The organism is Acinetobacter sp. BMW17, from assembly GCF_001592855.1.
In the GTDB taxonomy this organism is placed as follows: Bacteria; Pseudomonadota; Gammaproteobacteria; order Pseudomonadales; family Moraxellaceae; genus Acinetobacter; species Acinetobacter johnsonii.
Genome location: NZ_LSOD01000025.1, coordinates 25,201 through 38,466 on the forward strand (window position 1 = coordinate 25,201; position 13,266 = coordinate 38,466).

Below are 13,266 nucleotides of genomic sequence, written 5' to 3' on the forward strand. Positions count from 1 at the left end.
GTGGTTTTTTGTATTTTGAGCCATTTCACGGCATGATCTAAACAATAGTGATTAGGCAGGTTAAGCAGTGCGGATATTATTGGCAGAAGATGATGCCTCTCAAGCTGAGAGTATTAAAACTTGGCTTGAAATGGATGGCTACAGTGTCGATTGGGTAGAACGGGGCGACCATGCCATTTTAGCCATTGAACAGCATCAGTATGACTGTGTGCTTTTAGATCGTGGTTTGCCGCATGCCACAGGCGATGACATTTTGCTGAAGGTCCGTGCTCAAAATCTGTCGACCCCTGTGATTTTTTTAACAGCGCGTGACAGTATTCGAGATCGAGTCGAAGGGCTGGACTTGGGTGCCAATGATTATTTGGTCAAACCTTTTAGTCTAGAGGAATTATCAGCTCGAATTCGCTTACAACTTCGGCAGCAACAGCATAGCAGCTCGCAGGTATTGAGCTATGCCAATATCCAACTAGACCCACAAGCCAAAAGTGTGACTCAAAATGGTCAAGCTGTTAATTTAACCGCCAAAGAGTTTCAAATTTTGCATAAATTGATGCTCAAGCCCGAATATGTCGTTACGCGGGAACAACTCGAAGAAAGCCTTTATGCATGGGGCGATGAAATCGAAAGTAATGCGATTGAGGTTTTTATTTATCAATTACGAAAAAAACTCGGTAGCCATTGTATTAAAACTATTCGTGGTTTGGGCTACAGAATGAATCAGGACACATAATGGCTCAGCCAATTTCATTACAGCGTCAGCTTGTTAAAAGTTCGCTCCTCAGTTCGATACTGGCGGGGCTTTTGGCATTGCTGATGTTCATTGGGGTGTCGGTTTATCAGACCATGTCTATGCAAGATGAAATCATGGATGAAATGGCCGATATGTTGTTGGCAGATGATTTAACGGTCAGCAATGGTCAAGCTTTGGCAGAGCTTAGTGATGAGTTTGATATTCGCTATCGACTCGATAATGCACAGCAACTTTTGACTGCATCCGAAGATGTACCTGAAAAAATTACCGTTGATCATTTGAGTTTGGTTTCAGATGCACCTTATGGTTTTTATTGGTCAGAGCAGAAACTGTGGCGTATTTATACTGCGCAGGATAATCACGGTTTACAGGTTCAAGTGACCCAGTCGATGTCCGAACGTTTCAATGCATTTTGGCAAAGCATCCTAGTTTTCAGCGGTGTGTTGTTTTTAGTCTGGTGTGTACAGTGGTTGTTGATGCATTTTGCCATTCGACGTAAATTTCGGGTGATACATCAAGTTTCAGAGCAAATTTCAAATAAATCGGTCAATGATTTAGCACCTATTTCTATGCCAGAACCTGAGCTGATTGAGTTGCAACCGATGCTATCGCAGCTGAATGCCTTATTGGCGCGTTTAGACCAAGCTTTAGTGGCAGAGCAGCGCTTTACCGCGGATGCTTCACATGAGTTACGTTCTCCACTCTCCGCGATACAAATGCGACTTCAGGTGCTCAAGCGCAAGTTTCCTGAACTTGAAAATGAGTTCAAACCGATCCAACAAGATGTCAGTCGTGGGGTGCAGGTGTTGGATAATTTGTTGTTGCTGGCACGTCTAGACCCTGAGCAAAAGGAAAGCTTAGCGAAGACTAAGTTTGACTTCAGTCTGCTAATGCTGGACGTGATTAAAGCTTTACAGCCTTTTGCAGACTCAAAACAGATTAAAATTAACGTGGTGCTTGCAGAGCAAGCCTGTGTCTTGGCCAATGAGCAGCTCTTATTTAGCGCACTTCGCAATTTACTCGACAATGCCATTCGCTATAGCCCTGAGCAGGCACAAGTTTTTGTCAATCTCACGATTGAAAAACAGCAGCTCAGACTGAGTATTGAAAATAGTGGACACGGTGTCGACGCTGCGGTTATCCAGCGTTTAGGTGAACGCTTCTATCGGGCTTTAGGTACAAAAACACAAGGTTCAGGCTTGGGCTTATCCATTTGTCAGAAAATTGTCGATTTACATGTAGGGCAGCTGTTATTTAGTTCATCCGACTTAGGCGGTTTAAAAGTGGAGCTGCTGTTAAATACGCTTGAGACTTAGATATGCAGATTGTGATCTGTGATAAAACAGCATAAATGATCAAACTTAAAGACATTAAAAAGCAGTACGCGCTGACATACTGCTTGTTTCCACGATTATTGTTATTGGGTTTTTTATAGTTCTTATTTGGTAAGAATGAGTCGATTATTGCGAGTGAGTCGTAGACGATACTCTTCTCCAGCATGCATAATGCGAATTTCACGGCCTAGAGCAAATAAGTTGTTTGAGTGTAGCATTGGTAGTGAATGGGCTGTTTCGTTACGAGTAAATAAGCTAAATGGTGCGTTCATTCTGGCGACTCCGTGGTATATGTTGAACGATTTAAATGATAATCATTATCGAATAAGGCTGTCAACATTTTCTCGCTGAAAATATAAAAAACTTCAATATCGTTACATGCAGTCACTCAATACACTACACATCTGAAATGGAATCTGATTATGTCAAAACCTTTGGTTCAAGTTGCTATAGCCATCCTTTTACATCAAGGCAAAGTTTTGGTGGGCTGGCGCCAGGCGGAACAGCATCAGGGCAATAAACACGAATTTCCTGGGGGAAAGGTGGAAGCAGGCGAAACGCCTGAGCAAGCTTGTCGCCGTGAAGTGTTAGAAGAGGTTGGAATTGATATACAAGATTGGCATGCTTTTGACTGTATTCAGTTTGAATATGACGATGTGATTGTCAATTTGCATTTATTTCATGCTGTAGTTTCAAATCATCTATTGGCAGACATTCACTCACCATGGGCGTGGTTCAAGCGTGCCGAATTACAAGACCTTAACTTTCCAAAAGCCAATCAGGCCATTTTGAAGCGACTTTATGCTGCACCCGTGATTAAAATTTCAGATCAAATCGATGTGTTAAAGGATTTGCCTGAACAACAAGTGCTGTATTGGCGAGTGCCTGCCAGTCCTGAACATATTTTAAAAATTGCAGAACTGAGTGTAGAACAATTGGCACGGGTGATTGTCAATATAGAACTATGGAAAGGTTTAAATCCACTACAACAGCAGGCAGTTGCGGCCATACACCTGAAACAATCTCAACTGATGCAATTGAGTAAAGGGGAGTTGAACGTTGGGCAGCGTTATATAGCGGCCTGTCATGACCGTAGCAGTGCTGAACATGCACAAGAAATTGGCTGTGATGCTCTTTTACTCAGCCCTGTACTTGAAACACTAAGCCACCCAAATAGTGAAACTTTGGGTTGGCAACAGTTCAGTTTGATTGCAGAAGAGATTCATATCCCAATTTTTGCTCTCGGCGGCTTACAGTTAGCCGATTTAGCCAAAGCACAAAGTTATGGTGCTTATGGTATAGCAGGGCAGCGCTCCATCTAACGGAGCGTGCTTTTAAGACAGACTTTTGATTGCTTTTTGGGCTTGTTGAATGGTTTTCTGATTCTTCTGCATTTGACCTGCTTTTAAGATAATGCTCCAAAGCTGCTTTTTCATGGCATTGCTTTGAGCATAACTCAAGCCGCGACGTGCAAGCGATTCCGCATTTGCAGGTTGTTTTTGTTGATTAGCAATTAAAGCCAAATACAAAAAGGTCTCACTCGACTGTGGTGCTAAACGCTGTGCTTGCATGGCGTAGCTTTGTGCTTGACTCCACTGGCCTTGGCGATAGGCCGTTTGTGTTTTTTGCATCAGACTTTTAAAAGCAGGAAGCTGTCGCCCATCATCAAACTGTTGTTTGCTTTTCTGCTCAGGAATCACAATCTTCTGACGTTGAATTGCTTCGCGATCATAAGGATGAATTTTGACCCCTGAAGGTGTTTTCTGCTCTTTATCCGACTGTGTCGCCTTTTCAGGTCTCTTTTTTTCAGCTGGCTGTGGGAGACTTTGACAGCCTGCCACAGTCACGATGGTTGCTAAGATAATTAAACGTTTAAACCACATCAAAATTTAAATCCGTCCTATTTATTCAGGTTGATAGCTACCACTCGAAATGACTTGCGTCTCATCTTCTAAGTTACGCTGCATGTTCGATTCACTTTCACGAATATAGTTATCTATGCTGTCGCCTTGTTCAGGTGTAGCTTGGTAACCATCTGTTTCAGGATTGTAAGTGGGTTCAACTTGATAATGCGGTAAGCCACATGCGGTTGCTTTGCGCGGTACGGTGTTCCGTAAGAGGGGGATATACATCGCGCCTTCACAACCTTGCGCAGCAAGATAACCCGTGCCACGATCAATCCAATGCCATTGCACATCATCTGGTTGGCGTAAGTTAACTGGTTTTTGACGCAGTTGGCTCATTACATTGGTCCACACTGGCAACGCACCTGAAGAACCGGTTAAGCCAGTTTGTTTGTTGTCATCTAAACCTAGCCAAACCACAGAAACATAGTTGCCCGAGTAACCTGCAAACCATGAGTCTCGGGTGTCATTGGTGGTTCCAGATTTGCCTGCAAGCTTAAGCGAGTTCGGTAGAGTGTTATACGCTGAACGACCTGTACCTGAAGTCATCACTTGTTGTAGACCATAGTTCAGGACATAGGCAGAAGCAGGGTCAATGGTTTGTTGGACATTTAAACCGTAACGGGTCAGCAAGCGACCATTTTGATCGACAACAGTACGAATAGATTTAGTCGGATACTTAAAACCGCCTGTGGAAAAGTTGCCATAAATGCTGAGCATTTCCATCGGAGACATGTCTACCGCACCCAAGAAAATGGATGGATAGGTTGGAATATTACTGGTCACACCAAAACGTTTTAGGTGGTTACTAAACGTCGATAAACCAAACTCTTGACCAAGGCGAACTGCTGACAAGTTATATGAATTAGACAGTGCCTGTACCATCGGCACAACGCCATGTTCGCCACCGCTATAGTTCTTGGGTGTCCATGCTTTACCATTGGATTGAATACTAATACTGCTATCTTCAATTGGGCTGGCCCAGTTGTAACGTCCCGATTGAATCGCACTGAGGTAAATCACAGGTTTAAGTAGTGAACCGACTTGACGTTTGGCATCGAGTGCACGGTTAAAACCAGTAAAGTCTTGGGTTGAACCAACAGCTGCAACCAATTCACCATTTTCAGGATGAGCAACCAAAACCGCACCTTGTAGCTCTTTTAGACGGCTTGAGCCACGGCTTAAGCGACCAACAGTTGATTTAAACGCATCTTGAATTTTGGTTTGGGCAATTGGATCGAGCGTTGTAAAGATGCGTAGACCTTGGTTGGTCAAATCACCTTCTTGGTATTCGGTACGTAACTGACGACGTACAATGTCTAAGAAATCTGGGAAACGTGAAGGGCCGAGAGTCGGTTTGGCAATCACATTTAAAGGGCGAGCTGTTTCAGTTTCATATTGTTCTTGGGTCAGATAGCCCATGACCAACATGTTGTTTAAAACAATATTACGGCGCTTTTTCGCAGCTTCTGGGTTACGCCAAGGGTTATATAAGGTTGGACCTTGTACCAGACCCACCAAATAAGCTTGTTGCGCAATATTTAGCTCACGCAAAGGCATCCCGAAGTAAAACTGCGAAGCCAAACCATAGCCATTAATAGAATAGTTGCCGTTTTGCCCGAGGTTCACTTCATTGAGATAGGCTTCTAAAATTTCATCTTTGTCATAGTGAAACTCGACCAATAAAGCCATAAATGCTTCATTGACTTTACGCTTAATGGTTTTTTCAGGGGTGAGGTAGAAGTTTTTCACCAACTGTTGGGTCAGTGTTGAACCACCTTGACGTTTTCCACCCGTGACATTACTCACAATCGCACGTGCCGTACCACGAATTGAAACGCCGTGGTGACTATAGAAATTACGATCTTCTGTTGCAATTAAAGCCTCAATTAAAGGCTTAGGGACTTTGTCGAGTTTAATCAGGACACGGTCTTCATTATGCTGCGGATAAATCCCGCCAATCAGCATCGGCTCTAAACGTGCAATCCCTGTAGAAGAGGGTTTAGTTGCACTGACTTCAGCCACTTGCTCATCGGCAAAGGTGACTTTAAGCACTTGTTCAGGCTCGACACTATCACCGAAGTCAAAGCCACGGGTATGTACATATAGCTCATTGCCAGAACTGACAAAGTTCCCTGATTTGGTATAGTTTTCCGAGGACTTATAGCCCAAAAGTTTTAACTCTTGAGTGAAGTCAGCCTGATTGACAGGGGCATTGGTATACACTTCGAGTGGGCGTGCGAATACCTTCGCAGGAATGTCCCAGCGCTTGCCTTCAAACTTGTCACGTACAACGGAGTCGAGTCTTATTAAATAAATACTAAACACCAAGAATGCTGCAATGACTAAGATGCAGAAGATCAGTGCAATTAAACCTATGCCACGTTCTGACTTCATAAATACGAATAAGATCCTGAGAAATTGTGCTAATCATGCGAAGCTTTTCGCTAATTTGCAATAATTAAACTGTGAACAAACTGAAATATAGACAATTCCGTGTGTAGCAGCAGTCACTTTAGTTTTTGAATCAATTTAAATAAATAATGTTATGATAGGCGGGAATCGTAGCGGAGCGATGTTGCAGGTGCAAATTTCACATAAAACATTTCGAAACATAGGCTTAATTGGACGTCCAGATAAGTCTTCAGTCGTCGAAACCTTATGTCTTATTCATGATCATCTACTCAGCTTAGGGTTACATCCCGTTTTTGATGCGCAAACCGCTGAACTGGTTCCTTATAAAAACACGCAAACGGTGAGTCGTGCGCTTCTGGGTGAAGTGGTCGATTTGGTGATTGTGGTGGGCGGGGATGGCTCACTTCTGCATGCTGCACGTGCCTTGGTCAAATTCAATACCCCTGTAATGGGTGTAAACCGAGGGCGTTTGGGTTTTTTAACCGACATCAAGCCGACTGAAGTGATTTTTAAGCTCGATCAAGTCTTAAAAGGTGAGTTTCAGCTAGATCGTCGTTTCTTATTGGAAATGGAAATTCGCTCAAAGGGCGAGACGATTTATGATGCGATTGCGCTAAACGATGTGGTATTACACTCGGGTAAGTCGGTGCATATGATTGACTTCGAACTGAATATCGATGGCCAATATGTCTACCGTCAACACAGTGATGGTTTGATTGTATCGACGCCAACGGGTTCAACAGCCTATTCGTTGTCAGGTGGTGGTCCAATCGTGCATCCGGGGATGGATGCGATTGCTTTGGTACCGATGCATCCGCATACTTTGTCTTCACGCCCGATTGTGGTGGGTGGTCATAGTGAAATTAAGCTTCTGATTCGTGAAAACCGTGTCTTGCCGATGGTCAGTGCCGATGGTCAACACAGTGTTTCGCTCAATGTGGGTGACAGCTTACATATTCGTAAGCACCCCTTTAAACTGAATTTATTACATCCACCGGGTTATGATTTTTATATGTCATGCCGTACTAAACTCGGTTGGAACCAAGATTTTGACTCTTTTCAACAGGATTAAATCATGAATATTGAACAGATGCTTTCTATTTTAGATGCCGATATTGTTGAGCGTTTAAAAACAGCTATAGAAATTGGTAAATGGCCGAATGGCGTTGCGTTGACTGCTGAACAACGTCAAACTTGTATGCAAGCCGTTATTGCTTGGGAGCATCAGAATACGCCTGAAAAAGAACGTACGGGTTATATCGATAAAGGGCACAAAGAGGAAGGTGAGGAGTGTGATTCTCATGTTCCTGAACCAGAATTTAAACCTATTCGCTTTATTTAATTGATTAAAAAGACGTTGAATCGCTTAGCAAGAGATGCTTGGTGATTCAACAACTCAATTTAAAAGAATAACCTTCAAACTTTTTCAATCTTTATGCTTATAAAATAATAAAGCTCACTCGACTCAGTTTATTCTTCATTACTGCAATTTCGATCAATGTATAGCTGAATACTTAATTTATTATCACACCTAAAACCATAGGAAATGAGGTTTTACAGATGTTTCCATGTGCTAGTGTTTTTAGAATTTAGCTATATTTGCTGAGACAGCAACTGATGCAAGAAAAATTGAATGTTTATTAGATGTTTCTGTGTTACCGAGTCAAAATTTTCAAAATGCCGTCACACAATACACATCAATGAAAAATGATGGTTATCCGATGTTATTGATTGGGATAAACATCTATAACGCCCATGCAGGCTAAGTATCAAAAAAGATAAAAAGCCATCAAATCTATTGTTCAAGCCTCATTGGACAACAAAAAGATGTTTATTTATCTGGCCCTCATGAATCTCAAAAAATCGACATTCATATTGGTGATCAGTTGAATCTCAGAAATATTCATTCTTCAGGAAAGCATTATCCTTACTGGGCCGACTTTTACTGGATCGAAAAGCGTGACGAATAACGTTCACGCTTTTGTTTGTCCCTTAAGCTTAGAAACGAGTGCGCCAAAACTGCTTGGCCTGTTGCATGGCATCGTTATATGTATCGCAGACTCCCATGGTATAGAGCGCAATGCCAATGGTTTCAGTCACTGCCATTTCACCATATTCATGCTGTTTTTCACCCAGCCAAACTGCTTTAAACTCAGCCAAATCCAGTTCTTCTTCAATTGGGCTTCGATTGTCGGTAAGTTTGGGTAGCTCATGTTCGTAGAGTTCACCATTTTTAATGCCGCAGATCAGTGTTTTGGCATCTGGGTTACGTTCAAATTCACCGCCTTCACCTTTAATGACCGCACTATTTTGATAGCCCAGTTTAAATGCCGCTTGCTGATGCGAACCACGATAAGCAGGGTGGAAAATAGCTTGCAAGGTCGCTTTGGCATTAAATGGATTGATCAGGCGCGCAAGGGTATGAATGGGTGAGCGAAGACCCATAACATTTCGTAAAGAAATTAGGTCACTTAAAATTGGGGAGATGGCATGCAGCGGTAGATACGCAAAATTACGCGTCGCTAATTCCTGTTCCACATCTGCTTGAGTTTGGCAAATATTAAAATCGAGATATTCCAATACCTGTTCAGTATAAATACGGTTAATGGTATGACCTGATGCACCGTGCATCACGACTTTATAACCTGCTTTAGCCAAAGTCAGCGCCGCTAAGAGAAACCATGGATAGTGTTTACGCTTGCCGGCATAAGAAGACCAGTCTAAATCGACCTCTAAAGGCGTGAACGGCAGTTGATCTCGTGTGGCTTGAACAAAGCCTGCCAGTTCATCTACAGACTCTTCCTTAACTCGTAGTAGCATCAGAAATGCACCGATCTGTACATCTAACACTTGATTTTTCAAGATCATATCAAAGGCTTGGTAAGCTTCTTCATAACTGAGTGAGCGCGCACCATTTTTCCCTTTGCCAATAATGCGAACAAACTGGGCAAAAGGGTGCTCAGCATCTTTATAAATATTTCTTTTGTTGTTCATGGAAAAACCAAAGTAAGTGAAGGCTGTGTTGTGCTATTTTAGTGGAACAATCAAAAAAAACAGCACTTTTAATTTTAAATAAATTTTCCACCATTAGACTAAAGTATGAGCCATATTGTTTAGATTTTATACATTATGATTGAAATCAGTTTACTTTGATTAAAGAATGTTAGGTAAAATTTACCCAATAATTGTGACTCGCTAGTTTTTAGTCTCTCCCATTGCAGTAAATGTGAATGAACTGTGATTTTTGTCACAGTGCTGTTGTATGTACACCATGATTTTTTTTACCCGGTGTTTGGATGCGGTCCAAACTGTGGGCTTTTTTGTGTTTATCAGAAAGCCAACTACCTATGAGGAAGTATAGGTATACCGATTTTTTCAGTCTTTTGATTTACAGAAGTATTCGTTATGACTAAGAAACCAATCTATAAGTCACTATATTTTCAAGTTATTGTCGCGATTATTGCGGGTATCTTAGTAGGACATTTTTTCCCTAGTGGTACGCAAGTTATCAATGGCGTTGAAAAATATGTACCCGGCTGGGGCGAGCTTTTTTATCCTCTAGGTCAAGGCTTCATTAAGCTGATCAAGATGATTATTGCACCAGTAATTTTCTGTACCGTCGTGAGTGGTATCGCGGGTATGGAAAGTATGAAGTCTGTGGGTAAAACAGGCGGTGTTGCGCTACTTTACTTTGAAATTGTATCGACTATTGCACTATTGATCGGTTTACTGGTCATTAACATCTGGAAGCCAGGTGTGGGCATGAACGTTGACCCTTCAACATTAGATACTTCTGGTATCTCAAAGTTTGTTGAATCTGGTCAGCAGCAATCGACTGTCGACTTCTTTATGCATATCATTCCAAACACGGTTGTTGGTGCATTTGCTGAAGGTGAAATCCTGCAAGTGCTACTCTTTGCTCTGATGTTTGGTTTTGCATTACATAAATTGGGTGATGCAGGTAAACCTGTACTGAAGTTCATCGATCAAATTTCGCATGTGTTCTTTAACATTGTAAATATGATCATGAAACTTGCTCCAATTGGTGCTTTTGGTGCAATGGCATATACCATCGGTAAATATGGTATTGGTAGCTTGGCGCAGCTTGCTCAGTTGATTATCTGTTTCTACATTACTTGTTTACTTTTCATTTTCTTGGTTTTAGGCACAATTTCACGTCTTTGTGGCTTCAGCATTTTGAAAATGATTCGTATGATTCGCGAAGAGTTGTTGATCGTACTGGGTACGTCATCTTCAGAATCGGTTTTACCACGGATGCTGAAAAAGCTTGAAATTGCAGGTTGTGAAAAGTCAGTGGTTGGTTTAGTTATTCCAACGGGCTATTCATTTAACTTAGACGGTACCTCAATCTATTTAACGATGGCTGCGATCTTCATTGCACAAGCGACCAATACTCAGCTCGATCTTATGCACCAAGTGACTTTATTGGGTGTGTTATTGATTTCATCGAAAGGTGCTGCGGGTGTAACAGGTTCTGGTTTTATTGTGATGGCAGCGACTTTGTCAGCCGTTGGTCATATTCCAGTGGCGGGTCTTGCGCTCATCTTAGGTATTGACCGTTTCATGTCTGAAGCACGTGCTTTAACCAACTTGGTGGGTAACTCATTGGCAACGATTGTTGTTGCGAAATGGGTAGGGCAGCTTGACCAAGAAAAATTAAACTTCGCACTTGCAAATCCAGAAGAAGTAGACCGCTTGATGGCTGTTGAAGAAAATGCTCACGCATAATTTCAGTTCATCTTAAAAAGGAAGCCCAAGGGCTTCCTTTTTTATTGGAATATAAAATGGCCTGATGCGTTCATGACAGTTGCCTTAAAAATGGCTAGCATGTGAGCTGAATAATAAAACAACGTCACTACAAGGAAGAAGCATGTTGAATTACGATGCAGACCTAGAACTATTTCGCGATAACTTTCGTCGTTTTATGAATGAACACATTGCGCCACACTATGAACAGTGGGAACGAGAAGGCTTAATGCCGCGCTCAGTCTGGAATGCCTTGGGGGAAAATGGTTTCTTATGTGTCGATGTTCCAGAGGAATATGGCGGTTATGGGGTTCCAACGCATTATTCACTGATGTTGGTGGAAGAGTCGGCACGTGCAGGTTTTAGTGCTTTATCGACAGGTATTTCTTGTCACTCTGAAATTGCTGCGCCTTATATTTTGCACATTGGAACGGAAGCGCAGAAGCAGTATTGGTTGCCGAAAATGGTGTCAGGTGAAGTGGTCGGTGCGATTGGAATGACAGAACCGGGTGCGGGTTCAGACTTACAAGCCATGCGAAGTAATGCCATTTTGCAAGGGGAGCATTATATTTTAAATGGCTCTAAAACCTTTATTTCAAATGGGCAGCATGCCGACCTTGTGGTATTGGCGGTGAAAACTGATCCGCAAGCCCGCGCAAAGGGTGTTTCACTGATGTTGGTCGATACCCACTTAGACGGGTTTAAAAAAGGCACCAACCTCGACAAAATTGGGCTACATTCACAAGATACCTCTGAGTTGTTTTATGACAATGTAAAAGTCCCGAAAGATCAATTGTTGGGACAAGCAGGTCAAGGTTTTGCCTATCTGATGCAAGAGTTACCACGTGAGCGTACGGCAATTGCAGCCACGGCTATAGGTGCAATTCGCGGTTCGATTGATGTCACCATCCAATACGTCAAAGAGCGCCAAGCTTTTGGTCAACATATTTCGCAGTTCCAAAATACCCGCTTTGTTTTGGCTCAAGCTAAGATTGATGAACAAGCCACAGCTGCTTTTTATAATCAAAACGTTGAGCTTTATATGCAAGGTAAGCTGGATGTCGAAACCGCAGCTGCGCTAAAAAGTTTTTCAACAGATATGCAAATGAAGGTGGCAGATAATTTATTGCAGCTCTTTGGTGGCTATGGCTATATGAGTGAATATCCAATTTCACGTTTCTTTGTCGATGCACGTATTCAACGCATCTACGGCGGGACCAATGAAATTATGAAAGAAATTGTCGCGCGTAGCTTACTTGGGCGCTAAGCCTTAGGTGTTGATATAAACATGCGTAAAAGAGCCTCAAGTAGGCTCTTTTTTATCTGTTCAGTACCAATAAACTTTCTTGTATAAAGGCGGGGAGGTCATATTGGGTTTGTGATGAAATGTATAAATTATTGTCATTCACAACACCTGTGTCATAAAGCACGGCACCTGCATCTTTTAAGTCTTGATGAAGGTGATGGATACACGTCATGCGTCTACCTTTCACAACCCCAGCATGCATTAAAATTTGCGGAGCGTCTGCACTGCATAAAATAGGTTTTTGCGTGTTTGCAAAGTGCCTGACAAATAAGACATAGCGTTCATCTTGGCACAGGTTGTCTGGCGAAAACCCACCTGGGATGAGTAAGGCATCGAAGTCATGCACAGAGGCATCATCGATACTTTGGTCAATGGTGACAAAAGCTTTACGCTTTTTGCCATAAATGATTTTGCCAGCCTGACTTTCAAGATTAATAATACTATGCCGAGCTGCTCGAAATGCTTCTACGGGTTCAGCATATTCAGCATCCTCAAAGTCATAGGTGACCAAGACTGCAATTTTTTTGTGCATGACAGTACCTACAGTTCATTATTGTTTTGTTTTATTGAGACTATAGAGCAATCGCTACTGCTGCATACTCTCTTTGTTATGAATACGTCAACTTAAGTAAAGCATATTTTAAAACAAAGTCTAACGCACTGAAATACAGATAAATGGTGATTTTGGTGAAGGTGTAGCAAAATTTTTCGAAAATTAGACGGAGCTTTAAAAGCGCTGAGTTAAGACCCAAATACCATCGTCTTAGAGTTTTGATTGAGCGATGTTCT

The 13,266-nt window shown here is 42.1% G+C and carries 12 protein-coding genes and 1 pseudogene; 8 read left to right on the top strand and 5 right to left on the bottom strand.

Annotated features, from left to right (window positions below; translation table 11 throughout):
* Positions 1–67 precede the first annotated feature (67 nt).
* Positions 68–730 carry a response regulator transcription factor gene (locus AXW61_RS07150; protein WP_062033684.1) on the top strand — a complete coding sequence of 221 codons (663 nt, stop codon included), beginning with the start codon at positions 68–70 and terminating at the stop codon, positions 728–730.
* Positions 730–2,067, top strand: a complete 1,338-nt coding sequence (locus AXW61_RS07155) for a HAMP domain-containing sensor histidine kinase (RefSeq protein WP_062033686.1) — start codon at positions 730–732, stop codon at positions 2,065–2,067. The genes AXW61_RS07150 and AXW61_RS07155 overlap by 1 nt, the downstream gene beginning before the upstream one ends.
* A gap of 122 nt (positions 2,068–2,189) precedes the next feature.
* On the opposite strand, the gene AXW61_RS17160 is transcribed toward AXW61_RS07155, so the two are convergent.
* Entirely contained in the window at positions 2,190–2,357 is a 168-nt protein-coding gene (locus AXW61_RS17160; protein ID WP_004696105.1) for a hemin uptake protein HemP, read from the bottom strand.
* 150 nt (positions 2,358–2,507) lie between these two features.
* On the opposite strand from AXW61_RS17160, the gene AXW61_RS07160 reads away from it, so the two are divergent.
* Positions 2,508–3,407 carry an NUDIX domain-containing protein gene (locus AXW61_RS07160; protein WP_062033687.1) on the top strand — a complete coding sequence of 300 codons (900 nt, stop codon included), beginning with the start codon at positions 2,508–2,510 and terminating at the stop codon, positions 3,405–3,407.
* A 12-nt stretch (positions 3,408–3,419) separates the two neighbouring features.
* Here the strand turns inward: AXW61_RS07160 and AXW61_RS07165 are convergent, their stop codons facing one another.
* Positions 3,420–3,968 (bottom strand): hypothetical protein, encoded by a 549-nt coding sequence (locus AXW61_RS07165; RefSeq protein ID WP_062033690.1) that lies wholly within the window; start codon positions 3,966–3,968, stop codon positions 3,420–3,422.
* Between the two features lie 21 nt (positions 3,969–3,989).
* Positions 3,990–6,386, bottom strand: a complete 2,397-nt coding sequence (gene mrcB, locus AXW61_RS07170) for a penicillin-binding protein 1B (protein WP_062033693.1) — start codon at positions 6,384–6,386, stop codon at positions 3,990–3,992.
* Positions 6,387–6,537: 151 nt separating this feature from the next.
* Between mrcB and AXW61_RS07175 the strand changes: the two genes are divergently transcribed.
* From AXW61_RS07175 to AXW61_RS17775, 3 genes and pseudogenes are all read left to right on the top strand, one after another.
* Positions 6,538–7,476, top strand: a complete 939-nt coding sequence (locus AXW61_RS07175; RefSeq protein ID WP_004696112.1) for an NAD(+) kinase — start codon at positions 6,538–6,540, stop codon at positions 7,474–7,476.
* A gap of 3 nt (positions 7,477–7,479) precedes the next feature.
* The gene (locus AXW61_RS07180) at positions 7,480–7,746 is read left to right on the top strand and encodes a DUF1315 family protein (protein ID WP_062033696.1); all 267 of its coding nucleotides are present in this window, start codon (positions 7,480–7,482) and stop codon (positions 7,744–7,746) included.
* 204 nt (positions 7,747–7,950) lie between these two features.
* A pseudogene (locus AXW61_RS17775) lies at positions 7,951–8,374 on the top strand (hypothetical protein).
* 28 nt (positions 8,375–8,402) lie between these two features.
* Here AXW61_RS17775 and AXW61_RS07185 read toward each other — a convergent pair.
* On the bottom strand, positions 8,403–9,398 hold the full coding sequence (locus AXW61_RS07185) for a glycosyl transferase family protein (protein ID WP_062033698.1): 996 nt from the start codon (positions 9,396–9,398) through the stop codon (positions 8,403–8,405).
* A gap of 411 nt (positions 9,399–9,809) precedes the next feature.
* Here AXW61_RS07185 and AXW61_RS07190 point away from each other — a divergent pair, with 411 nt between their 5' ends.
* Positions 9,810–11,153: a dicarboxylate/amino acid:cation symporter gene (locus AXW61_RS07190; protein WP_004696118.1), complete on the top strand. Its 1,344-nt coding sequence runs from the start codon at positions 9,810–9,812 to the stop codon at positions 11,151–11,153.
* A 142-nt stretch (positions 11,154–11,295) separates the two neighbouring features.
* Positions 11,296–12,438 (top strand): acyl-CoA dehydrogenase family protein, encoded by a 1,143-nt coding sequence (locus AXW61_RS07195; RefSeq protein ID WP_005400559.1) that lies wholly within the window; start codon positions 11,296–11,298, stop codon positions 12,436–12,438.
* Positions 12,439–12,490: 52 nt separating this feature from the next.
* On the opposite strand, the gene AXW61_RS07200 is transcribed toward AXW61_RS07195, so the two are convergent.
* On the bottom strand, positions 12,491–13,009 hold the full coding sequence (locus tag AXW61_RS07200; protein ID WP_062033700.1) for a DJ-1/PfpI family protein: 519 nt from the start codon (positions 13,007–13,009) through the stop codon (positions 12,491–12,493).
* Positions 13,010–13,266 lie beyond the last annotated feature (257 nt).

What these genes read in the sequence shown, in the direction of transcription:
- AXW61_RS07180 (WP_062033696.1), top strand. Translation starts at nt 7,480, where the DNA reads ATGAATATTGAACAGATGCTTTCTATTTTAGATGCCGATATTGTTGAG.
- AXW61_RS07195 (WP_005400559.1), top strand. Translation starts at nt 11,296, where the DNA reads ATGTTGAATTACGATGCAGACCTAGAACTATTTCGCGATAACTTTCGT.
- AXW61_RS17160 (WP_004696105.1), bottom strand. Translation starts at nt 2,357, where the DNA reads ATGAACGCACCATTTAGCTTATTTACTCGTAACGAAACAGCCCATTCA.
- AXW61_RS07185 (WP_062033698.1), bottom strand. Translation starts at nt 9,398, where the DNA reads ATGAACAACAAAAGAAATATTTATAAAGATGCTGAGCACCCTTTTGCC.
- AXW61_RS07175 (WP_004696112.1), top strand. Translation starts at nt 6,538, where the DNA reads ATGATAGGCGGGAATCGTAGCGGAGCGATGTTGCAGGTGCAAATTTCA.
- AXW61_RS07190 (WP_004696118.1), top strand. Translation starts at nt 9,810, where the DNA reads ATGACTAAGAAACCAATCTATAAGTCACTATATTTTCAAGTTATTGTC.
- AXW61_RS07165 (WP_062033690.1), bottom strand. Translation starts at nt 3,968, where the DNA reads ATGTGGTTTAAACGTTTAATTATCTTAGCAACCATCGTGACTGTGGCA.
- AXW61_RS07160 (WP_062033687.1), top strand. Translation starts at nt 2,508, where the DNA reads ATGTCAAAACCTTTGGTTCAAGTTGCTATAGCCATCCTTTTACATCAA.
- mrcB (WP_062033693.1), bottom strand. Translation starts at nt 6,386, where the DNA reads ATGAAGTCAGAACGTGGCATAGGTTTAATTGCACTGATCTTCTGCATC.
- AXW61_RS07155 (WP_062033686.1), top strand. Translation starts at nt 730, where the DNA reads ATGGCTCAGCCAATTTCATTACAGCGTCAGCTTGTTAAAAGTTCGCTC.
- AXW61_RS07200 (WP_062033700.1), bottom strand. Translation starts at nt 13,009, where the DNA reads ATGCACAAAAAAATTGCAGTCTTGGTCACCTATGACTTTGAGGATGCT.